The sequence below is a fragment of the Dyella sp. RRB7 genome (assembly GCF_022761115.1).
Taxonomy (GTDB): Bacteria; Pseudomonadota; Gammaproteobacteria; order Xanthomonadales; family Rhodanobacteraceae; genus Dyella.
The window spans coordinates 156065-179625 of sequence record NZ_JAKWJS010000005.1 but is presented as its reverse complement, the minus strand read 5'-3'; the positions used below and the strand labels follow the sequence as shown (position 1 = coordinate 179625).

Annotated in this window: 20 protein-coding genes; 6 read left to right on the top strand and 14 right to left on the bottom strand. The window is 57.8% G+C overall.

Annotated features, from left to right (window positions below; genetic code table 11):
• Window position 1: 1 nt before the first annotated feature.
• The 4 genes from MJ606_RS13330 to MJ606_RS13315 form a co-directional block, all read right to left on the bottom strand.
• Window positions 2-1708, bottom strand: a complete 1707-nt coding sequence (locus MJ606_RS13330; RefSeq protein WP_243050020.1) for an FkbM family methyltransferase — start codon at window positions 1706-1708, stop codon at window positions 2-4.
• Window positions 1705-2919: an ABC transporter ATP-binding protein gene (locus MJ606_RS13325; RefSeq protein WP_243050019.1), complete on the bottom strand. Its 1215-nt coding sequence runs from the start codon at window positions 2917-2919 to the stop codon at window positions 1705-1707. Before MJ606_RS13325 ends, MJ606_RS13330 begins: the two co-directional genes overlap by 4 nt.
• An 8-nt stretch (window positions 2920-2927) precedes the next feature.
• Window positions 2928-3722, bottom strand: coding sequence for an ABC transporter permease (locus MJ606_RS13320; protein WP_243050018.1), 795 nt, complete (start codon window positions 3720-3722; stop codon window positions 2928-2930).
• 153 nt (window positions 3723-3875) lie between these two features.
• Window positions 3876-5042: a PLP-dependent aspartate aminotransferase family protein gene (locus MJ606_RS13315; protein ID WP_243050017.1), complete on the bottom strand. Its 1167-nt coding sequence runs from the start codon at window positions 5040-5042 to the stop codon at window positions 3876-3878.
• Between the two features lie 220 nt (window positions 5043-5262).
• Between MJ606_RS13315 and rfbB the strand changes: the two genes are divergently transcribed.
• From rfbB to MJ606_RS13285, 6 genes are all read left to right on the top strand, one after another.
• Window positions 5263-6333 (top strand): dTDP-glucose 4,6-dehydratase, encoded by a 1071-nt coding sequence (rfbB, locus tag MJ606_RS13310; RefSeq protein ID WP_243050016.1) that lies wholly within the window; start codon window positions 5263-5265, stop codon window positions 6331-6333.
• Window positions 6330-7217 (top strand): glucose-1-phosphate thymidylyltransferase RfbA, encoded by an 888-nt coding sequence (rfbA, locus tag MJ606_RS13305; protein ID WP_243050015.1) that lies wholly within the window; start codon window positions 6330-6332, stop codon window positions 7215-7217. Before rfbB ends, rfbA begins: the two co-directional genes overlap by 4 nt.
• Window positions 7214-7771 (top strand): dTDP-4-dehydrorhamnose 3,5-epimerase, encoded by a 558-nt coding sequence (rfbC, locus tag MJ606_RS13300; protein ID WP_243050014.1) that lies wholly within the window; start codon window positions 7214-7216, stop codon window positions 7769-7771. The genes rfbA and rfbC overlap by 4 nt, the downstream gene beginning before the upstream one ends.
• Window positions 7768-8715: a dTDP-4-dehydrorhamnose reductase gene (gene rfbD, locus MJ606_RS13295; protein ID WP_243050013.1), complete on the top strand. Its 948-nt coding sequence runs from the start codon at window positions 7768-7770 to the stop codon at window positions 8713-8715. Before rfbC ends, rfbD begins: the two co-directional genes overlap by 4 nt.
• A complete protein-coding gene (locus tag MJ606_RS13290; RefSeq protein WP_243050012.1) occupies window positions 8709-10121 on the top strand; it encodes a mannose-1-phosphate guanylyltransferase/mannose-6-phosphate isomerase in 1413 nt (470 codons plus the stop codon). Before rfbD ends, MJ606_RS13290 begins: the two co-directional genes overlap by 7 nt.
• Before the next feature lie 206 nt (window positions 10122-10327).
• Window positions 10328-10714, top strand: a complete 387-nt coding sequence (locus MJ606_RS13285; RefSeq protein ID WP_243050011.1) for a hypothetical protein — start codon at window positions 10328-10330, stop codon at window positions 10712-10714.
• Between the two features lie 126 nt (window positions 10715-10840).
• Here the strand turns inward: MJ606_RS13285 and MJ606_RS13280 are convergent, their stop codons facing one another.
• From MJ606_RS13280 to MJ606_RS13235, 10 genes are all read right to left on the bottom strand, one after another.
• Window positions 10841-12109 (bottom strand): ABC transporter ATP-binding protein, encoded by a 1269-nt coding sequence (locus MJ606_RS13280; protein WP_243050010.1) that lies wholly within the window; start codon window positions 12107-12109, stop codon window positions 10841-10843.
• Window positions 12109-12906: an ABC transporter permease gene (locus tag MJ606_RS13275; protein WP_243050009.1), complete on the bottom strand. Its 798-nt coding sequence runs from the start codon at window positions 12904-12906 to the stop codon at window positions 12109-12111. Before MJ606_RS13275 ends, MJ606_RS13280 begins: the two co-directional genes overlap by 1 nt.
• 25 nt (window positions 12907-12931) lie before the next feature.
• Complete coding sequence (locus MJ606_RS13270; protein ID WP_243050008.1) at window positions 12932-13798, bottom strand: class I SAM-dependent methyltransferase; 867 nt, start codon at window positions 13796-13798, stop codon at window positions 12932-12934.
• Between the two features lie 58 nt (window positions 13799-13856).
• Window positions 13857-14948 carry an acyltransferase gene (locus MJ606_RS13265; RefSeq protein WP_243050007.1) on the bottom strand — a complete coding sequence of 364 codons (1092 nt, stop codon included), beginning with the start codon at window positions 14946-14948 and terminating at the stop codon, window positions 13857-13859.
• A gap of 68 nt (window positions 14949-15016) precedes the next feature.
• Entirely contained in the window at window positions 15017-16234 is a 1218-nt protein-coding gene (locus MJ606_RS13260; RefSeq protein WP_243050006.1) for an acyltransferase, read from the bottom strand.
• Window positions 16221-17531 (bottom strand): glycosyltransferase, encoded by a 1311-nt coding sequence (locus MJ606_RS13255; RefSeq protein ID WP_243050005.1) that lies wholly within the window; start codon window positions 17529-17531, stop codon window positions 16221-16223. The genes MJ606_RS13260 and MJ606_RS13255 overlap by 14 nt, the downstream gene beginning before the upstream one ends.
• On the bottom strand, window positions 17528-19042 hold the full coding sequence (locus MJ606_RS13250; RefSeq protein WP_243050004.1) for a glycosyltransferase: 1515 nt from the start codon (window positions 19040-19042) through the stop codon (window positions 17528-17530). Before MJ606_RS13250 ends, MJ606_RS13255 begins: the two co-directional genes overlap by 4 nt.
• 481 nt (window positions 19043-19523) lie before the next feature.
• Window positions 19524-21353, bottom strand: a complete 1830-nt coding sequence (gene glmS, locus MJ606_RS13245; protein ID WP_243050003.1) for a glutamine--fructose-6-phosphate transaminase (isomerizing) — start codon at window positions 21351-21353, stop codon at window positions 19524-19526.
• Window positions 21354-21489: 136 nt separating this feature from the next.
• Entirely contained in the window at window positions 21490-22860 is a 1371-nt protein-coding gene (locus tag MJ606_RS13240; RefSeq protein WP_243050002.1) for a pyridoxal-phosphate dependent enzyme, read from the bottom strand.
• A 164-nt stretch (window positions 22861-23024) separates the two neighbouring features.
• Entirely contained in the window at window positions 23025-23252 is a 228-nt protein-coding gene (locus tag MJ606_RS13235) for a YdcH family protein (protein WP_243050001.1), read from the bottom strand.
• Window positions 23253-23561: the final 309 nt, after the last annotated feature.

Here is a 23561-nt window from a genome sequence, read left to right as displayed (position 1 = left end):
ATCAAACATCACGGCTATTGGACAACAACGACATGGAACGAATCCTTGTGTAAATCTCAAGTACGCCCGGCGACTGGCTTACGCGAGCGATATCAGGAGTCTGGATACCGACTTCTTCGGCATCATATGGGCTGATCGAGGGTGCATTGTGTCTGGCGAAAGCAGACAGCCGACCGCGCAGGATCGGAGCGTGCCCGAGTGCCCGCTCCGTCATGCGTCGCGCTGAATCGTGCCTCTGTACGAATCTCAAGCCAGCAAACAGCACGCAGCGAATCGCGCGGCGCGGAAGGCTACGCGTGGGTCGATCGTCGCCAAAATACTGTGACGACTTTGCGCCGCTAAACTTGCGCACGATCCAGCGGAACGGCTTGGTAAGGCGCCAAGAACGACTGTGTAGGATTACCCGCATCCTTTCAGCGCAGCGGTCGCGCTCGGTGATCAAGCGAGCACGCTCCGCAGTTAGGTTGTCTCGTTCGGCAATTAGTTGATCCCTGTCGACAATCAGGTGGTCTCGCTCAGTAATTAGCTGATCTCGCGCGACCATCAGGCAATCTCGCTCGACGATCAACTGATCTCGTACGGCTATCAGGTAATCTCGCTCTACGATCAACTGATCTCGCGCGGCTACCAGTTCCTCTCGTTCAACAATCGGGCGGTCCCGCGCAGCAATCAGATGGTCTCGCTCAGCGATCAGGTGGTCACGCTCGACGGTTAGGCGATCACATTCCTCCCTCAGCCCGTTCGATCGCTGTAAAGCGATCCGCAGTTGCTCGTTGATTGCCTGAAGCAAAGCCTGATTTTCGTCCAGTGCAGACATCCGCCCAATCAAGCGCGCATTGTCCTGCTCTAGCTCTGCAATGCGGGTGAGTCGATTCTGAGCGGTCTCCATCAAGCCGTGGATATCACCGAGCTCGCGCCGTGCAGCTACCAGTTGGGCAGCGTCAGTCAAGTCACGACGCTCGCCCTCCAACTGGAGGATACGCGCGTTTTTGACCAGTTCGCTATGGCGTACGAAGGCATCCAGGGGATTGGGCGGTGCATCGAAGTTCGACCGAAGATCGAAATGCTCCTTAGCCAAATAGAAACGATTGAGGCCATCCCAATAAACAAACTCATAGCCATGGGCCAGGAGAAGCGGCTCCCATGAGCTGTGGGTAGTCACCGCCTCCTGCGCATCATCGCCTTCGCGCTGAGCCACGGGCTCGACCGCCTCGACCACCAAGATCCACGGACGGATGCGATCGAATGAAAAGCCGCGAATAACACCCTCCTCAGCTCCCTCGACGTCGATCTTCAGGAAGTGAATCTGGTCCACGCCATATTCCGCACAGACTTCATCGAGCGTCCGCACCTCGACGTCAATTTCCTCTGCCGCATAGCCGGCCTTGGAATGCCTCTTTACAAATTCGGGATCCGCTGTCGACAACCCTGTGCCGGGAATAGCAAAGAATGCCATCCGGCCACTCTTTTCAGCCAACGCAATTTGCAAATTGACATCATGAGGCCTGTCGGCCTCAAGCATCTGAAACCACTGAGGAAGCGGATCGATATTGATACCAGTCCAGCCGCGCTCGTAGAAAAGCTTGGTCACTGAGTCAACTACTGGCTGCTGAGCCCCGACATCGATGTAGAACCCCTTGCTCACGCCGCGCAGCGCGCGGTAAAGCATGATGTCTTCTTGGTTCTGAGCGTAGGAAACAAGGTTCATGATTGCGTGATCGAAATGGACGGAGGAATCCAGTTGGATCCTACAAAATAGGTACGATCCACGTTCATGACTGTGAACACCAAAGCCAAGTCGCGCCATTCATAATTGTTGACGAGGTGCGTATCTGTGCTTACGAGCGCCGTCGAGACAGAATATGCGCCAGCGCCCATGTTCACATTGAAACGAATACTGAACTCGACAGCATCGCCGGCACGGATGCCTTCCAATGCCTGGCCAGTATGGTGAGTGTTGGTGCCAAAGACGTCCTGCCCCAACCGGTCCTTAATCAAATAACCGAACACGAGCCTGGAGATATCCGCCTTGGCCTCTACCTGAACACGCAGCTCTGCCGATTCGCCGACGTTAATGAATTCGATCTGCTCGCCGGCATGGTTGAAGAGCGCGGCCGAAGTCACTACCGCCTCACCAGTACCTGAAATGGTCTGCACCTTGCCCGATGCCAATTGAACCGACGTGATCGCGTTGTTTTCCTTCTCCGCAATCATAGCGTTGTAGTAATCCATCACAACCTGCGGCTCGCCATCCATGCGCTGTTCCCCCTTATCGAGCAGGATGGCACGATCGCAAAGTGCCTGAATCGCCGTGCGGTCGTGCGAAACGATGAGCAACGTCGTGCCCTGCCGGCGAAACTCACGGATGCGGCCCATGCTCTTGTGCTGAAAGTACGCATCGCCTACCGAGAGGGCTTCATCGACGATGAGCACCTCCGGCCGGAATGCGGTCGCAACGCTGAAGGCCACGCGCATCTGCATGCCACTGGAGTAGGTCCGTACCGGCTCGTCGAAATACTCACCAATCTCGGCGAAAGCCTCGATATCCGGCATGATCCGCATGATATCGGCTTGACTGAAGCCCATAAGACCCGCCGTATGGATAGCATTCTGCCGTCCGGTGAGGTCCGGATTGAACCCCATGCCAAGCTCAAGGATCGCCGCGATGCGTCCATTGACGAAGATGTCGCCAGTCGTCTGACGCAGTGTTCCGGTGATCAACTTGAGTAGCGTGCTCTTACCAGCACCGTTCTGCCCAACGATACCCACGGCCTCACCGCGACCAAGCCGGAAGGACACGTTGCGAAGCACCCAGTGCTCATTGATGTTGCGTACTGGAATGCCCATCCAAGTAAGGAATCGCAGGATCTGAGAAGGATATTCACGGAAGGCCTTGCCCACCGAGTTGAGTACAAGCACGTCACGGCTCACAGCACATCCACCATTTCAGCCGAAGAGCGGCGGAACAGAAGCAGGGCAACGGCCAGTAGACCTAGCGAAATGACAGCTATCAGTGTCAAGTGGCCCGCATCTGGCGCGGTGTGGAATAGCAGAACGCTCTGGTATGAGCTCACTATCCAGTACATGGGATTTGCATTGAGGGCCTGCTGGAACTGCATGGGTACAATGGTCGGCATGTAAACGACTGGCGTCAGCCAAAACCACAGTTGCAACACTACGTTCATGACTTGCGCCACATCCCGAACAAACACGTTGAGCGTGCCGAGAATCAGGCCGAGCCCCAGCGAGAATGCTAACGTCAAGGGCACCAGCAGCAGCAGCCAGAGCACCGAACTGTCGATAGGGTGTCCCACGATCAGAAACACGCCCAGTGTCGCGAGCAACAGCAGCAAATTATTGATAAGGGCCGAGCCGGCGAGAATCAGCGGCAAGCAAATTCGTGGAAAAACCACCTTCTTCAGCAAATTTCCGTTATCAACAAAAATGGTCATGCAGCGCGACAGCAATTCGACAAACAGCGACCATGCCAATATTCCCGACGTCAAATAGATGACGTAGGCGTACTTGTTATCGATACCGGGCAGCCGCGACCCCAGCACCTGAGCAAGTACCAGCGCATAGATGGCGACCTGCGCCAGCGGCTGCAGTATCATCCAAATCGCACCAAGACTGCTCCTCGCGAAACGTGCACGAAAATCATTCCTCACCGAGGAAAAGATAAAGAATCTATAGCGCCAGATGGCGGCAAGCATTTCAGTCATGTGTCATCCAGTTACTTGTGTGCCTGCCTACCAGGGGTCGACGGCGACTTCATCGGTACGCATAAAGCTTCGACAGACAGAACACGATTAGAATCGTGTGCCTCATCAATCGACTCCCTCATTAATCTATGCTCTGAATTAACGGAACAGCGACTAACTCAGTGCAGCTTCCAACTCTTCGCGCAGGTCACGAACGTCCTCTACACCCACCGACAAGCGGATTAACCCGTCGCTAATGCCAAGCCGCTTTCGATTAGCTGCGGGGACCGAGGCATGAGTCATGATCGCCGGATGTTCGATGAGGCTTTCAACGCCCCCCAGCGATTCGGCAAGTGCGAACAAATGGCAACGTTCAAGCGTACGGCGGGCTTTCTTTAATCCGCCTTTGACTTCGACGCTGATAATGCCGCCAAAACCGTCCATTTGGCGCCGAGCAAGCGCATGCTGTGGGTGGCTCCTCAGGCCGGGATAGATCACCCGCTCGATGGACGGATGCCTTTCCAGCCAGCGCGCCAACTCAAGAGCACTTTCGCAGTGAGCGCGCATACGCAAGTGAAGCGTCTTCAGGCCACGCATGGCTAGAAAAGCATCGAAGGGGCCCGACACCGCGCCGACCGAATTCTGCAGAAAACCCATTTGCTCGGCCAACTCGTCATTACCAGCCACCACGATGCCACCTACCATATCGGAGTGGCCATTAAGGTACTTCGTGGCCGAATGAAGTACCAGATCTGCGCCATGCTCCATCGGTCGCTGCAGCATGGGTGAGCAGAACGTGTTGTCGACCACCAGAATGAGACCATGCTTCTTGGCGAACGCCGCAATTTTCGCGAGATCCACCAGCTTCAACATAGGATTCGTAGGGGTCTCAGCCCAGATCATCCGCGTATTGGGATTCAGCGCTGCCTTGAGCGCCCGCATGTCATTGAGGTCGATAAAGCTGAAGTCCAGCCCCGCCGAGCGACGGCGAACACGTTCGAACAAGCGATAGCTGCCACCGTACAGGTCATCCATGGCAATTACATGGCTGCCGGAATCGAGAAGATCGAGCACCGTGGCCGCAGCAGCCAAACCGGAGGCAAAGGCGAAGCCAGCCCGCCCCCCCTCCAGGTCTGCCACACAGCGCTCATAAGCCATTCGCGTAGGATTTTGCGTACGCGAATATTCAAATCCCTTGTGCTTACCGGGACTTACCTGGACATAGGTAGATGTCGCATAGATCGGCGTCATGATTGCGCCGGTCGAGGGGTCAGGCTGCTGCCCGGCATGTATGGCCAAGGTGCCCAAACCCAGCTTCTGCCGCTTTCCACCAGTCTTCATCAGATCCGCTCATGGCCCCGCGAGGGGTCTCCAAAGGTTATCAAGGGATAACATATTACCCGTACCCTGCCAGATTGCCGACTCAGCCAATCGGGGGCGTTCACAAAATGCGATCATTTTGTGTATGTCTGCTTGGTCGCTAGATCAACAACAGGCATTATTGCCGCGCGAAACTAGCGCCAGATCCCCTGGCTAGCGCCTTTCAGGATGTTCGAAAGTGATGAACCGTTACCGGAATCCTCCGAGAACCCTGCTAGTTACCGGCGGCGCCGGGTTCATTGGAGCCAATTTCGTATTGTGCGCCACTGCTTGTGGCCTGCGGATCATCAATCTCGACAAATTGACCTACGCCGGAAACCTGGAAACGCTGAAGCCCCTGCGGGACCATGATGGACACCGGTTTTTCCACGGAGATATTGGCGACCGCGCCCTCGTTGATAGGCTGTTACGAGAGTTCCAGCCCGGCGCCATCGTCAATTTTGCGGCAGAGTCGCACGTTGATCGCTCGATCGATGGCCCTGCGGCCTTTATCGAAACCAACGTGGTTGGCACCCTGAGCTTGCTGGAAGCCGCCCGCGACTATTGGCGCAGCCTGCAAGGCACCCCAAGGGACGCGTTCCGATTTCTCCACGTATCGACCGACGAGGTCTACGGCTCTCTGGGGGTCGAGGGAAAATTTACCGAGCTGACGCCTTACGCGCCCAACTCGCCGTATTCCGCCTCCAAGGCCGCTTCCGATCACTTGGTTCGGGCATTTCACCATACCTATGGCCTGCCCACCCTGACCACGAACTGCTCGAACAATTACGGGCCCTACCAGTTTCCCGAAAAGCTGATCCCACTGATCATTCAAAGGGCGCTTGAGGGTGCTCCCCTGCCGGTCTACGGCGATGGCCTGAATATCCGGGACTGGCTATTCGTGGGCGACCATTGCGCGGCCATCCAATGCGTTCTCGATGCTGGACGCGTGGGTGAAACCTATAACATCGGCGGCAATGCGGAGCGCGAGAACATCAACGTCGTGCGAACCATCTGCGCGCTGTTGGACCAGCGCGTTCCCTTGCCCGAAGGCGCCAAGCGCGAATCGCTCATCACCTACGTGAAGGACCGCCCTGGCCATGATCGACGCTACGCCATCGATTCAAGCAAGCTGCAGAACGAACTGGGTTGGCGTCCATCCGAAACCTTCGAAACGGGAATCGCAAAAACCGTGGACTGGTACCTATCCCATCAAACATGGGCTCAGCACGTACTGGATGGCAGTTACCGACTGGAAAGGATCGGCGCATGACTGCCAGAAAGGGCATCATCCTCGCTGGCGGTGCAGGTACTCGCTTGCACCCTATCACGCAGGCCATCAGCAAGCAGCTGCTACCGGTATACGACAAGCCTATGGTGTATTACCCGCTGGCCACGCTGATGTTGGCGGGTATACGTGAAATATTGGTCATCAATACACCCCACGAGCAATCACTGTTCCAACGTCTGCTCAAAGATGGCTCACAATGGGGCATAAAGATCGAATACGCGGTGCAACCCGAACCTGAGGGCCTAGCCCAAGCTTTCCTCATCGGCCGGGATTTCCTGGGCAATTCGCCCAGCTGCCTGGTGCTTGGCGATAATATCTTTTATGGCGTCGGCCTGACCGAACGCCTTAAACGTGCATCGATGCAAAAGCACGGTGCAACCGTGTTTGGCTACTGGGTCAAGGACCCGGGACGTTATGGTGTTGCAGAATTTGACCAGGACGGACGGGTGATCGGTATTGAAGAGAAGCCAGTCTCGCCTAAATCACATTACGCGGTTACCGGATTGTATTTCTACGACAACCGGGTTTGTGAACTTGCCGCAGGACTGACTCCATCTACTCGCGGTGAGTTGGAAATCACTGACTTGAATCGTCGTTATCTGGAAGACGGTTCGTTGCAATTGGAGCAGCTCGGCCGGGGATTTGCCTGGCTAGATACCGGCACCCACGATTCGCTCATCGAAGCAAGCAACTACATACAGACAATCGAGAACCGACAGGGCCTAAAGGTCTGCTGCCCCGAAGAGATTGCTTTCATGAATGGCTGGATTGATGCGGAACAGCTTCACCAACAAGCCGCTGCTCTGTCAAAAACCGGATATGGCCGATATTTGTCTTCTTTGCTTGAGCAGGAGCACGATCAATGAGGGTCATTGAAACGGCCCTACCTGGCGTTTTGGTTATTGAACCACGCGTCTTCGGCGATGAGCGCGGCCACTTCTACGAGAGTTATCACGAAGCCCGTTTCAAAGAGTCCGGCATCAACACCAGCTTCGTTCAGACGAATGTCTCCCGATCTGCATGCGGAGTGCTCCGCGGGCTCCACTATCAATGGCCAAACCCACAAGCGAAGCTTGTAAGCGTACTAGCGGGCGAGGTCTATGACGTCGCCGTCGATATTCGACAAGGCTCACCGACGTTTGGTCAGTGGACTGGGGTGATATTGAGCGCGGCGAACCACCGCCACCTATGGATTCCTGAAGGTTTTGCCCACGGTTTTTGCGTTGTGTCCGAATCAGCGACATTTACGTATCAGTGCAGCGCACCTTACGACCCCGCAGGAGATAGCGCCATTCGGTGGAATGACGGGGATATCGCTGTCGATTGGCCGGTTGGCCAACCCATCCTATCCGCCAAGGACTTGCGTGCTCCGCTCCTAAGAGATGTCTCAGCAGACCGACTTCCGGCATACACGTTGTGAAAGTCCTACTGCTCGGAGCCAACGGACAGCTAGGCCGTTCATTTATTAAAAGTGGGGGCCTTGCCCGCTATGGCGAGGTCATGTTCGCGACACGTGACGGGCTGCTAAACGGTACTATCCCTGTGAAGGTAGCTGACCTAGCCCATCCCTTGGCAGTCATTGAGCTATTGGAATGCACCAAGCCGGACCTGATCATCAATGCTGCGGCATATACTGCCGTCGATCAGGCCGAAGATGAAGAATCGCTGGCTACGCTTATCAATGGCACGGCTCTCGACACTATAGGCCGTTGGGCCGCACCGCATGGTTCACTAGTGGTGCACTACTCGACGGACTACGTCTTCGACGGTGAAAGATCAGTGCCATACGCAGTCGATGCTCCTACCGCACCGATCAATGCCTATGGGCGCAGCAAGCTTTTGGGCGAACACCTGTTGCAAGCAAGCGGGGCAGCGCAGCTGATCTTCCGTACGGCCTGGGTCTATTCCGCCCATGGACACAATTTTCTGCGTAGCATGCTTCGACTGGGCCGCGAACGCCGGGAATTGCGCATCGTCAACGATCAATTCGGAACGCCCACAACGACTGGTCTGATCGTCGATGCCACGCTTACAGCGCTCGACGCCTGGTTCAAGACCCCTATGGGCCAGCGCGAAACTCTGACGGGGACGTATCATGTCGTCTCCAGCGGTATGACAACGTGGCATGATTTCGCCACCCTTATCTTTCAGAAGGCTTCGTCGGCCGGATTGCTTCCGGTGGCCCCTAAGGTTAAGGCCATTGGTACAAAGGACTTTCCTACCCGGGCGAAACGTCCCGCCTGGACGGTATTGGATAATTCAAGCTTCAGCCAACGCTTTGACTTTGTGCTACCTGATTGGAAAGTTGGTCTGAATGACGTTATCAACGAGCTTTATGTAGAGGCAAACGGATCATCATGCTGATTCCCCTTATTCTCAGCGGCGGTAGTGGCACCCGGTTGTGGCCGATATCCCGCAAAAATCTGCCCAAACAGTTCCTGCCGCTTAGCGGCGAAGGCACGCTGTTCCAGCAGACCGTGGCTCGAACCGAGCAGCTCCCTGACGTAGGTGCGCCCATCGTCGTAGCTAGTGACGATCATCGCTTTCTGGTCGCGGACCAGTTGCTTGAGTCCTTGGTGGACGGCGCGACCATCATTTTGGAGCCAGTGGCACGCAATACCGCGCCCGCCATCGCGCTGGGTGCCATGCAGGCCATGTCCCGCGATCCCGAAGCTATCCTGCTTGTGCTGCCTGCCGACCATTTGATCGGTGATACAGAGAGCTTTGTCTCCGCCGTGCAGAGCGCGCTACCGGCGGCCCGCGATGGCTGGCTGGTTACCTTCGGCATTCGACCCAGCCGCCCTGAAACTGGCTTTGGCTACATCCGTCGCGCGGAGTCCATCAACGATTCCGCCTACCGCGTCGAATGTTTTGTCGAGAAGCCCAACCTTGAAACCGCCGAGTCCTATGTGACCGATGGGGGCTATGACTGGAATTCGGGCATGTTCCTATTCAAGGCCGCGCGCTATCTCGAAGAGCTCGCCATTCACGCGCCCCAGATGCTGGAAGCGGTGCGCCCGGTCTTCGAATCTGCCAAAAGCGATCTCGACTTCATCCGCCTGGATAAAGAAGCGTTCACGAAGGTACCTGACGACTCGATCGACTACGCCGTGATGGAGAAGACCAAGCGTGCCGCGGTGGTTCCGGTCAGCTGTGAATGGAGCGACATCGGCTCCTGGTCGGCACTCTGGCTCGCCGGCAACAAGGATACCCAGGGCAATCTGCGCGAAGGCGACACCATCGCCATCGATACGCGCAATACGCTGGTGCGCTCGCATGATCGCCATCTGGTCGCCACTGTCGGCCTCGACGACGTAATCGTGGTCACCACGCCGGATGCCACCTTGGTAGCGCATCGAGACTCGGCCCAGGACGTGAAACGCGTCGTGGACCAGCTCAAGGCATCGGGACGCAGCGAACATTCGCTACATCGCGCCGTTCGTCGCCCCTGGGGTAGCTACGACTCGATCGAGGCCGGCGACCGCTTCCAGGTCAAGCGCATCGTCGTCAAGCCAGGTGCGGCTCTCAGTCTGCAAAAGCACCATCACCGCGCTGAACATTGGATCGTGGTGTCGGGCACTGCCGAAGTCACCTGTGACGAACGCGTGTTTCTGCTCGCCGAGAACCAGAGCACCTTCATCCCGCTCGGCAGCGTTCATCGCCTACGCAACCCAGGCAAGGTGCCGCTGGAACTGATCGAGGTGCAGTCGGGTAGCTATCTGGGCGAAGATGACATTGTGCGCCTGGAAGACGTCTACGGTCGTTCGTGATGGATCTCGGATGCAAGGTGCTGCAAACCGGCGGCCCTTGCGTCACCCCAACATACTAACCGGAACTCCCAAGGGGACGACAACCGATGCCTGACGCATCAACCTGACCCAACCATCAAATCGGCGGGCTGCCCAGGAAGGTACGTTGCGCCACTCCATCACAGCACCTTCCGGTCGCGTTTTCCTGCATCGAGAGAACATCGCAGATGAAAGACTCTAGCCAGCTTCTGACCGACGGCAAATCATCCGCAGTACTGGATTGGCATGCCGTCGCTAACGACCGACTGGCCAAGCTCATCGAACTCGAGCATGAATGCTCGGTAGCTCGGGCTCAACTGAGCGCGCTGCAAGCGGAGCGGCACGAATGGGAAGCGCGGCATGCAGAAGACCTGCGGCGCGCCCATGCGCAGCGCCACGCCCTCGTAGTAGAACTGGAGCAGCTTGAGGCAAAACTGGAAAATATCGAAACCACAATGCAGCAGCGGCTCGAGGCTATACAGTCCGATTTCCTGAGCAGCACCTCGTGGCGCGTTACCGCCCCGCTGCGCGCACTATCCGTACTGCTGAGGCGCGGCCGTTCACGACAAAAATAGCGCCAATGACACGTCGGACGCGGCCCAAGCCCTCCTCGACGGCGTTTGTGCTGCGAAAGGGCTGGTGTACCGCTCATGCCGCAACCGAAGACTTTTCCGCCCGGCCTACTTGGCCATCTCATCTTGTCAGCCGGGCGCGTTATGGTTCGCACCAGCGCGGAGCACCTGACAGCCATTGCGACGAACATCAACCTTCGCATCCAGCCAATTGCAGCCAACGAAGTCTTCCTTGCCATTGTTGTACACATGGAAGATCAACGCGTTGTCCCGCCATTCGTAGTTCTTGTCGATATGCGAATCCTCTCGCGATAGCGACAAAGAAACCGAATAGCTCCCTTTGCCGAGCGCCGCTTCGAAGCGGAACTCATAGGTAGCTACGTCACCATCCGCCATGTCAAGCAGAGGGCGATCAAGCCGGTGCGTGTTGATGCCGTAAATGCACTGGCCCAGTCGATCCTTGATCATGAAGCCAAGCACCAGCCTGGGCACCACACTAGCCGTGCGAACGCTGATTTTTAGGCAGAGTTTCTCACCGACCGCAACAGCATCCGCCGCGCTGCCTTTGGCATCCAGTAGCTGAACGTCGGTAATGGTGGCCTCACCGGTACCTGAAACCGTTGCCACCCGGCCGTCCACAAGCACGGTCTGCCGCACGGTCTTAAAATCACGCTCAGCCATCAGCGCGTTGTAGTAGTCCAGCACATCGACCGGTTCGCCCTGCATGCAGATACGCCCCTGATCCAACAGGATGGCACGGTCGCATACCGTTTGGATGGCATAACGATCGTGGGAAACAATAAGCAGTGTCGTCCCTGCTTTGCGGAACGCTCTAATTCGCTCGAAACTTTTGTGCTGAAAGTACGAATCGCCGACCGATAGCGCTTCATCCACGATTAGGATATCTGGCCGCTTGGCGGTCGCCACGCTGAAGGCCAGTCGCATCTGCATACCACTGGAGTAAGTCCGCACCGGTAGGTCAATGTACTCACCGATCTCCGCGAATTCCTCTATATCGGGCATCAGTTCGTTGATCTCTTCCACCGACAAGCCCAGCAACTGGCCATTCATCACCGCGTTCTGCCTGCCGGTGAAATCCGGGTGAAAACCCATGCCAAGCTCAAGCATGGCCGCTACCCGCCCACCGATCGCAATCTCACCGCAAGTGGGTCTAACGGTGCCGGCAAGCATCTTCAACAAGGTGCTCTTGCCCGCGCCATTGCAACCAACGATGCCAACAGCTTCACCCGCTCGCAGGTGAAAGTCGATGTCCTCAAGCACCCAAGTTAATTCGTGCCGACGCAACCCGAACGGAAGGACCCACTCAAGGAGCCTTGACCACTGATTGGGATAACGCTTGTAAGCCTTACCCAGGCCATTGACATGTATATCGCCCATCAGAGTTCGTCCACCATCTCGCCGGCGCGGCGGCGAAAAAGCCAGAGCCCGCCCACACATAGGATCAACGCCATCACCGCAACAGGAAAGATTCGCGACCAGTCGGGTGCCCGTCCATACACAAAGATGCCTTGGTACGCCTGCGCGATGGGCTCCATGGGGTTGAAGCCAATGAGATTGCGGGCCGCCGGCGCTAGCGACGCCGTGGAATAGACGATCGGCGTGAACCAGAACCAGAACTGCAAAAGGATGCCGATGAACTGTCCGACATCCCGGAAGAACACGTTCAGTACGCCAGCGATGATACCTAGGCCCGTGGCAAAGCCGATCTGTACGATCAACACAGGGAGCGCACTCAATACCACCAACCCGGGAAAGCTTCGAGTCAATAACAGGAACGCGATGAAGATGGCGAAAGTGATCGAGAAATTTACCAACGCGTTAAGCACGGAGATCGCGGGTAGGCAAATGCGCGGGAAATTGAGCTTCTTGATCATGTTGCCGTTGTCCAGGAACACACCCTGCCCGCGCATCACAATCTCCGAAAACAGGCCCCATGTGAGCAATCCCGAGCAAAGGTAAATGCTGTAGGAAAAAGTTCCACTGGTACCTGGAAGCCGGGTACGCATCATTTCCGCAAAGATCACTGTGTAGACAACGATCATTGCTAGCGGCTGGACAACGGCCCAGGCCGCACCCAGCAGGGAGTTCTGATAGCGCGATTGAAAATCCCGCTTGACGCTACCCAGGATGAAGCCCCGATAACGCCATATCGCAATGGCCAGATTCACACTCATAACAAACCCACTTCAAACATTTGATTCATGCCCCGGTGAAAGGCTTGCGTGCCACGATCACCCGATGCTTCGGCAGAAAGACGTCCAGTTTCTGCTTGTATTCCTTGCCATTTGGCTGGTCGAGAATGGCCTTCCAGGCGGCGGCCCAATGATCCAACGCCGGATGGTCAGGCTCCGCGAGGTCGACATCGCAGGCCCACACAAGCCCCCACCACACCGCCCAGAAGAAACCATGCTGGGTATGCTCGAGGACCTCGAAGCCCGCGCGCGTCACCATCTGCTCGAACTCTTCTCGGCCAATGATCCGTATGTGATGAGGAACCTGGAAATAGCTGGGCGGCGCCACAAGCTTCTGCAGCCCCTCCTGCAAGGCATCAGGCACGGTCAGTAGATAAAGCGCACCGGGCTTACCAACACGAAACAATTCGGCGAGGACTGCGTCAGGGTTAGGGACGTGCTCCAGCACTTCCATACAGAGAACGCGCGAGGCCAATCCACTGCTCAGCGGCAATGGGCAAGCGTCGCTGACATAGGCGGTATTGCGGCCAGGATTCGCCGCCTCAAGACGCTTGGCCATCGCCGCCACGACTTCCTCATCGACGTCAATTGCGATGACATGCGCCCCAAGGCGAGCACAAAACACGCCGTAACCACCGTCACCACAACCCACGTCCACGACCGTATCGTCCGGTCCGACAGAGAATCCCCGGAACAGTTCGCCCTTATCGGCCGAGAACCATCCGCTCATGACCATGTCGCGAAGCCCCAGGCCAGTGACTCCAGCGAGTTCGTCCTTCGGCTGCCCCTCATCCGAAGGCGCCAAGTGCACCGGGTCCGCTTGGTTGCGGTCCTTCGAACCCAGGCCCAACAGCTTCTTGGTCAGTTCAAACATGGCTATGTGCTGTCATTCTATGTTCAGTGGTAGGAGCGCGATGAACCGGCACGGCGCGTCATCCCATAGGGACGCCGACGGCATGGTGATGCGCGGGAGATTTGCTTCGAATGGCGAGCAGGCATGGGCGCTCCACGAAGTGCCAGGACAGCGACGCCACAATCACCGTCACGGGAATGGCCACTACAAGACTCGTGTTGTGATCCAAGCCTGGACACAAATTGGTCACCGCCTGCTGCACAACCCAACCGTAAAGGTAGATGCCATAAGAATAGTCATGGTGCGGCTTGAAACGCCGCAGGAAGGGCGCCGACGCAAGCCAAAGCACGCCATAGACAAGAGCTGGATAAAGCAGGATGACGCCCCAACGCCCTTCACGAAACATTACATAGGCAATCAGCAAGACAGCCGCAGGTAGCCAATGCAACTTCACATGATCCCGAAAAGCATAAAGCAGCATGCCCAACAGGAAAAAGGGAACCGGGTAGAACGAATACCCCAGGGGGACGATGAAGATGTTGCCAAGGTTAAAATGCTGCGGCGGATGCGCGGCGAAGTAGGCAAAGATCAGCCCGGCCACTGCTACGGCCAGCGTCATGCCCACCCGAGTACGGATCAGGCCGGACAGACCGACCACCAGCACTACCGCATAGCACTCCAACTCGATGGGCAAGGTCCAGACATTCGGATGGACAAATCCGGGAAGGGGGTTGCTGCTGAACACGTGGGGTAACGGACTACCGAGGCGCCCTATCAGCGACATGTTGTGCATCAGCCAGCGCCGCACCTCGTCGCTCGAAAAATAAGACGCCAGCGGCGTACTGGTAAACGTGGGTGCCACCACCAAACCAATGACCGCTGCACAGGTCAGCGCACCGGGGTAGATACGCAGGAGTCGCAGCACTGCAAAGCGTCCGGGGGAATCTTGCTTCACATAGCTGGCCGAGACCAACAATCCACTGATCAGAAAAAAACTGTAGACCGCCAAGCTGCCAAAGGTCTCCCTGTGCGTAAACCGCAGCATGACCTCCATCTCGTGGCTCCCCGTGATGCCGAACGCATGGCCGACCATGACCATCAGTGCAGCGCCCAGACGAATCAGGTCAAAGTTGTTTCTATCACGCTCCAGCGTCTTGGAAAGGCTGTACATGCTAGTGACCTCACGTTCGAGCCGCGAAATCCATCGACGCCACAGTCGGGATGCTGCTTCCGGCGCACTCATGGCGAAGAGGCCACCGAACCCAAGCGAGACGCCTGTTCATCGCGCGCCCGCCCGTCGTGCCCCTTGCACCAGCACTCAAAGGCATCGGCCAACCGCCTGCCATACGCCCTGAGGGGCTGCTCAACCCATTGATAGTTAAGCTCCGCAAGCAAGCCGATCAGCACCAGCGCGATTAGCAACGATAGCCACGACGGTGGCCAGCGATGGATGACACCTGCATCGATCAAACGCTGTGTGGCCTCCCTCATGCCGAAATAAACCGGCACGTGGATCAGGTAGATCGCATAGGATCGTGCTCCGATCCAAGCCAGCCAACGCCTTGGGTAGCCATCTCCCATGACATAGCCGCTGGCATACGAGGCCATCCACACAAGCCACGCGGCTAGCATGGCGATGGAGCTCACCCGGTAGGGCCATTTCTCCATCCATCCCGATGCGAATACGCACATTCCCGCCAACGGGAGCAGCACCGCCATCGTGCGCGATACCGGGAACCTCGCCACCCAGCGCGGATCGACCACGATCCAGATCCTCCCCTGCTCCAGCATCGCGATCAGCACCCCCAGAGCCAAGGCGTCCGTACGCATGGTCATCCAGAACACCGAGCGAAAGATCAGCGCCTGCGCCACAAAGACGGCCACCAGCAACCATGCAACGTGACGCCGAAGGACTAGCAACAAGACTGGGAGTACCAGATAAAACTGCTCTTCCAGCGACAGGCTCCAATAGACGAAACTGGCACCGTACTCATACCGGAACATAGCGTCCGCCAGGCGAAAGTTGGCAATGTTCAGTACGCCCGCAAGCGTTGCCTTGAGATTAGCCTCAACGCTCCCGAATACGCCGGTCTTGTTGAACAGGAAAACTGCTAGCAACGTCAGCGTCAACCAAAGCCATGCAGAAGGAAGTAACCGCAAGAAACGACGAATCCAAAATGCCCCTATCCAGCTAGGCCAGTAGCGCCCCGCCCCCCTTTCCCCTCCTAGCTGCGGGAGCAACCCTCGCGCAATCACAAAGCCGGAAATAGCAAAAAACAGGTCTACGCCCCACCAAAAGTCAGCGTAGTGAAACAATGCAGTCAGGGACTGCAAGCCAGGCTGAAACAACACACCCTGCAAGTGATGTACTGCAACACCGATCACTGCCAGGGCACGCAGGACTTCAATCTCGAGGTTCCTCTGGCCTGATTGACGGGTAAGGTCAAGCGCAGACATTGGAAACCTTGCTCACGGGATTGGCTGCATGTGCATCCAACCGTTCGCGAATGCTCTGTTCCAAGCGCGGGCGTACGACCTCCATCGAGCAGTATCGCCGCAAGGAGTCGATTGCGGCCCGCGACATGGCCTCGTAGACAGCAGGCTCCTTGGTCGCCACGTAATAGCTTTGCCTAAAGGCGGCAACCAACGAGTGATAATGGATCCGCTGCCTTAGTGTCCGGAAGATCTGCCGGGGATCATGCGGCCAAGTCCCGATTTCCTCCGTTGAATCGACCACAAAGGCGCAATCGTGATCGATATAGTCCCGCATGGAGGTATGACGGGGTGCAACGGCGACCTTGCCTGCCGCCATGTATTCCATCAGCGGCAGGCATTGCCCCTCACCGTGTGAGGCATTCACCGCGAAGGTCGTTGCTGCCAGCAGCAGATCATAGGCTGACTGATGCAGGTAAGCATGCACCAGCACGACCCGACACTGCATCGGCCCCATCTTGTAGATTGCCTCAATGATCTCGGGAATGATCTCAGCCGGATCATGATGGGTCAGCTTGATCAGAAGAGTAGCATCCGATCTGTCACGGAGCGCCTCGCAGAAAGCGCTCACCATCATCAGCCAGTTCTTTCTTCCATCAAATGGGTTGAAGATTGCCGTATACAGAATGCCATCCAGCACGATGTTGTGCCGCCCGAACTCGCAACCGGGCGGCACTGGCAACACTTTTGGCAATGCCGCATTAATGGCGCTGCGCCGGTAAGCAAACAGATCTATCAAGTGGCTGTCGATCACAATGGCATCGATCGACAGGATCGCCGGCGCGGATAGCGGCTCACGCGGCGATTGCATCCTGTCCCATAAGGGTGCTGGTACCGAGGCAATGGGAAATTGGTTGCCCATGGCAGCCCGCGTGCACTCGACTGTGTAGGTCGAGTGCGTCAATGCAGAGCCAACACTAGCCAAAACTCGTCGCCAGTCATTGCGAGGTTTGCCTCCGAAGGCCTCGAAGGGAAGCGCCTCGTACTCCCAAGCAAAAACCGGAATAGTCGGGCAGGCAAGGCCTACCGGCGTCTTGTTAGGAGGCATGAAGCAAAGGAACACACATTCCTCGCCATGGCGACGGCATGCCTCATATATGGCATCGACTTCCCACTCCGGATGCTCTACTTCGATCACGTCACCCAGACTCCGAAGCAGCGGCCTGAACTCCTGGACGACAAAACGGTAGCTGTATTCCGGCCGACCTAGCTGAGACTGCAAGTCACGTGCCGGCGTGCTGGTGTAGGTAAGCAACTTCATGAGGTGGCAGTTTCGGCCAGGGACGACGTTTCACCATCACTCACTGTATGCGGAGTGATGTCGGGACAAAGGAATCGTTGCAATTGACGCTTCACCGTCTCGACGCCGCAATAGCTATACATCGCCTCGTGAGCACGCATGGACATGTCGGTATATCGCTGTGGCTCCTTGCACGCCACAGCAAAGCTGCACTGATAAGCCGATGATAGTGATTGCCAGTCAAGCTGGTGGGTGAACGTGCAATTGATCTCTAGATCACCATGAGGCCAGACAGTCGGCACCCCAGGATAACTGGCCACAACGAAAGCGATGCTATCGCTGATGTAATCAGCCATCGCTGTGTTATTGGGTGCAATCGCCGGGATACCTGCACTGAGGAACTCCACAAGCGGAAGACATAGGCCTTCGCATAACGAGGTGTTCACATAGTAGGTAGTCGCCAATATGAGGGACTGATAGTCCTCATCGGAGATGTAACCATGGATGGCAATAACCCGGCACTTCATTGGCGACAACTTGGTCAGCAACATGACCAACTGGCGATGATAGAGAGAGAGATCAGTTCCTGCCATCTTGAGAACCAAGGTGGCTTCCGGCATATCGCGGAATGTCCAACAAAATGCGGTAAGAAGGTCCAACCAATTCTTTCGCCCAGCCTCTGGCGTCAATACCGCAGTGTAGATTATGCCCTGCAAATCCAGACGCGTCGTGGCTAACGGTGGCAGATCCCAGCCGCTGTCAACGGGCCATTGCTCACCTGGCTCCAGCAACACCTCGTCGCTCTTCGCACTGTGGGCGTAGACTTTCGTACCGTCCGTGATACGGCAAGCAGGAAAATCGTTCGGGTCACTGGACAGGTAGCGGAAATCGTCGGATCGGAAGAGTGTGCCGTCTTCGTCCGCCGGATTGACTAGCGCCTCCGGACTCAAGCCCATGCAGGCGCTGTCGACGACCCGCCCATGTACGCGCAACGTCCTCGTACTTATCAAGTCGGGTGGCCGCCGCCCAGCCGTCAATCGCTGCCTTGCCCTCATTGGCGAAGGAATGGCAACCACCGGGTATTGTGATCCCATACTCTTCTGCACGGCATCCACCGTGTGCGTGGACAGGGCAATGGCCCTGCCCGTCCGATGGAAGACATAGCGCCAGTCATTCCTGGGATCGTGCATCCAGGACGCCTCCTGGATGCGCTCTGGAATATTAGGATATTCCCAAGCAAACACCGGCACAGTCGGACAGGCAAGTCCCAAGGGCGTCTTGTGGGGCGGTGCAAAGGACAACAACACGCAGGGCTCTCCCTCTTCTTCGCAACGCGCGTAAATGTCGGACGCCTGCGCGGGATCCGACAGAGGAATGACTTCACCCAGATCCGATAACACATTGGAAAATGCGCGAAGCAGAAAGTAGTAACTGTAGTCAGCCGATCCCAGGCGCTTTTCTATGCTGCCTTGATCGACTTGCGCGTGTACAAGAAATTTCATGACCCGCTGAATTCCCGCCTCGATGCTCACGCGTCATCAAGGTTGTCCATGAATCGCTGCCAGCTATCGCATGTTTCTCGTGCCGCACCTGGTCGGACCAGGAAGCATCCCACAATTGCACGCGACTCTCCTTCAGCGCTCATCCCGGCAAGAAATTGGCCATAAATTCGCGCTGCCTCAACTCATTTGACCTCAAAGCAAGCGCGATTGAAAGCCCGCTAGGTCGCTGGAATTGCGGTGATTTACTGCGCACGTTTGGCACTGAATAGTCATACCCCGCTGCGTTTCAAACAAGTTGGAAGATTGCATATCCAGTGCTGCGTTGCAGCATTAATGCGCAATCCCCCAACTCGTCAGCGCGCAACATAGGCTCAGCGTAATCGGAGATTCGCCCTCGGCTCCAAGTCATGGGCGATGTGCCCAGCAATCAAGGCAAAGCCTTCGGCGCACATACAGGTCACCTATCGCCAACGATGCAGTGCCGCATCGCTTAGTCAAACCAATCACTTGGTTATTCCACCGTCACCGACTTCGCCAGGTTACGCGGTTGGTCCACGTCAGTCCCGCGCAGCACAGCCACGTGGTAGGCGAGCAGTTGCAGTGGCACGGTAAACACCGCCGGTGCGATGAAATCGCCGCCACCATTGATGCGCAATGTGACACCACGTGCGGTGTTGCCCTCCAGGCAGGCTTCACCATCGGCGAACACCAGCAGCTCGCCACCGCGTGCGCGCACTTCCTGCAGGTTGGATTTGAGCTTGTCGAGCAGCGGGCCGTTGGGGGCGACCGCGATCACCGGCATGTCTTCGTCCACTAGCGCCAGCGGGCCGTGCTTGAGTTCGCCGGCCGGATACGCTTCGGCGTGGATATAGGAGATTTCCTTGAGCTTGAGCGAACCCTCCAATGCCACTGGATACTGCGCACCGCGGCCGAGGAACAGCGCGTGCTGACGGTGGATCAGATGGGCGGACAGCTCAATGATCTCCGGTTCGAGCTTGAGCGCATCCTCAAGTGCACGCGGCAGATGCTGCAATTGGGTGCACAGGTCCAGATAGCGCGACTTTTCCAGGCCACGCTGATGCGACAGGTGCAGGGTCAGCAGGGCGAGCGCGGCGAGCTGCGTAGTGAATGCCTTGGTGGACGCCACGCCGATTTCCGGACCGGCGCGCGTCATCAGCTTGAGGTCGGCTTCACGCACCACGGATGACTCGGGCACGTTGCAGATGGCCAGCGTACCCAGATAACCGCGACGGCGCGATTCGCGCATGGCCGCCAGCGTGTCGGCCGTTTCGCCCGACTGCGAGATGGCGACGAACAGCGTGTCATCCGGCACCACGGCTTCCCGATAGCGGTACTCGCTGGCCACTTCCACGCTCACCGGCAGGCGGGCGTGCTCTTCGATCCAGTACTTGGCCACCAGGCCGGCGTGATAGCTGGTGCCGCAGGCGATGATGTGCAGGCCGCGCACCTTGGCCAGCAGCTCGTCGCCATCCACGCCGAAGATATTCGGCAGCACGCCATGCGGGCCGATGCGCGCTTCCAGCGTCGCTGCCACCGCATTGGGCTGCTCGAAGATTTCCTTCTGCATATAGTGACGGTATTCGCCACGCTCCACCGCATCGGCGGACAGTTCACTTTCGTGCATCGAGCGCTCGACGCGACGGCCATCGAGGCCGTAGATCGCCACGCTGTCGCGCGTGATCTCGGCGACGTCATCCTCGTCGAGATAGATGATCTTGTTGGTGACCTGGATGAGTGCCTGTGCATCCGAGCCCAGGAAATGCTCGCCAATACCCACGCCGACCAGCAGCGGCGCACCGTGGCGTGCGCCGACCACGCGACCGGGCTCCTTGCGGCTGATGACAGCAATGGCGTAGGCGCCTTCCAGTTCGCGCACCGTGGCCAGCACTGCTTCGCGCAAGCTCAGGCCCGACTCCACCTGCTCATTGATCAAGGCGGCCATCACCTCCGTGTCGGTTTCGGAGGTAAACACGTGGCCGCGTGCCTGCAGGTCGCTGCGCAGGCTGGCGTAATTCTCGATGATGCCGTTGTGCACCAACGCCACGCTGCCGGCCATGTGCGGATGGGCGTTCGCCTCGTTCGGCACGCCATGCGTAGCCCAGCGGGTATGCGCGATGCCGATGCCACCAGGGAACGGGTCGGCCAGGTACAGCGACTCCATCTCGCGCACCTTGCCCTTGGCGCGCACGCGACGGATCTCGCCGTGATCGAGCACGGCCAGGCCGGCCGAGTCGTAGCCGCGGTATTCCAGCGCCTTCAGGCCAGCGATCAGCAGCGGCGCCACATCACGCTGGGCGGCAGCGGCAACGATTCCACACATGACTTGTTACTCCTTCGAAACAGGTGCGATCCGTCCGACCGCAAAGCGCGACTTTGTCGACACCCTATTTCAACAAACTTTCATGGCCATCGACGGGTGGGCCGATGGCGCATCTTGGACGCCAGGCAGGGCCGGTTCAATGCACCTTGCGGCGTAGATAATTCAGCAGGTCGATCCGGGTGATCAGGCCCAGGAACTGCTCGCCATCGACCACGATCGCCACGTGACCGCGCTCGAACACCGGCAGCAGCGATTCGATGGGCGAGCGCACATCGAGCATCTGCAGGTTGGTGATCATGGCGGTGGACACCGGATCGCGGAACTTCGATTCGTCGGCATGCACGTGCATCAGCACGTCGGATTCGTCGAGGATGCCGACCAGGCGGCTGCCATCCATCACCGGCAGCTGCGAAACGTCATACAGCTTCATGCGCGTGTAGGCCGTCATCAGCAGTTCGTTCGGGCCCACCACCACGGTGTCGCGCTGCGCGAACGGGCGCATCAGCAAATCGCGAAGATCACCGTGCCGCTCGCGCTCGATAAAGCCGTTGTCGAGCATCCAGTAGTCGTTGTACATCTTCGACAGGTACTTGTTGCCGGTGTCGCACACCAGCGTCACCACGCGCTTGGGGCTGGTCTGCTCACGGCAGTAACGCAGCGCGGCGGCCAACAGCGTGCCGGTGGACGAACCGCCGAGAATGCCTTCCTTCGCCAGCAGCTCGCGCGCGGCCAGGAAGCTTTCCTTGTCGGGAATCGCGTAAGCCTTCTTCACGCGGGTGAAGTCGCTGATGGTGGGCAGGAAATCCTCGCCGATGCCCTCGACCATCCAGCTGCCGGACTTGGTCGAAAGCACGCCTTCGTTGATGTACTGCGCCAGGATCGAGCCCACCGGGTCGGCCAATACGAACTCGGTCTGCGGCGAGTGCTCGGCGAAAAACTTGGACAGGCCGCTCAGCGTGCCCGACGAGCCGCAGCCGACCACGATGGCGTCGACCTTGCCGTCCAGTTGCTCCAGGATCTCCGGCCCGGTGGTCGCGATATGCGCGGCCGGGTTGTCCGGGTTGCCGAACTGGTTGATGAAGTAGGCGCCGGGCGTCTCGCGCGCAATGCGCTCGGCCATGTCCTGGTAGTACTCCGGATGCCCCTTGGCGACGTCCGAGCGGGTGAGCACTACCTCGGCGCCCATCGCCTTGAGGTTGAAGATCTTCTCGCGGCTCATCTTGTCGGGCACCACCAGGATCAGGTGATAGCCCTTTTGCTGCGCCACCAGGGCCAGGCCCAGGCCGGTATTGCCGGCGGTGCCCTCGACCAGGGTGTCGCCTGAGCGGATCTTCCCGGCGCGCTCGGCGCCCTCGATCATCGACAGGCCGATGCGGTCCTTGATGGAGCCGCCGGGGTTGGTGCTTTCCAGCTTGAGGAACAGCTCACACGGTCCGACGTCCAGGCGCTGCGCGCGTACCATCGGGGTACGTCCGATCAGTTCGAGGACACTCTGGTGGACCGTCATGGGGACTCCTGGCTGTAGGTTCCGGCCGCGTCAGGGTGACCGGATGGGACGCTGATGATAACCGAGCCGGAATGACGCCTTCCGTAAGGCGAAAAGACGGCGGCCCCGGTAACCGTTCCCTTGCGGGAGGCACCGGGGCCGCGTTCATGCGAAACCTCGCAGGTTCAGTTGATGCGGTGCGTGCGACTGTCCCACATGCGCTGGAGCCGCTCCTTCGCGTGGAGTTTCTCCTTCTTCATGCCCGATAACGTCACGTCATCGATGGGAAGCACGCCAATCTCGGCGTCGTGCACCTTGCTGTCGAGCTCCTGATGGTGCTGGTACAGCCGACGAAACTCCGCATCGGCCTTCATCAAAGCTTCGACATCATCACGCTGCTGGTTTTCAAACATGATCCGACCTCCTCTGGAGAGAACGACGGGCGCCCCATAGGCACGCCCGCAGACGATGAATGGCATGCACACACCCGCGATCCATGCCGGATGACCGGTGCATGGAGAACGATGAAGGGGGAAGGTGAGCGCATGATTCAGGTCAGTGACCCAGGTGGCGAAGGTGCCCCTGGGAACTTGACCCTACTCTCCGTGCCGGGGTCATGCAAGCGTAACCATCGGGCTTGGCCATCCGTCACGATGCAAACAAAAAAAGCTGCCAGAACAGCCTTTTGCGTGAATTCAACAAACGCTTTCCGGGTCTTGAAC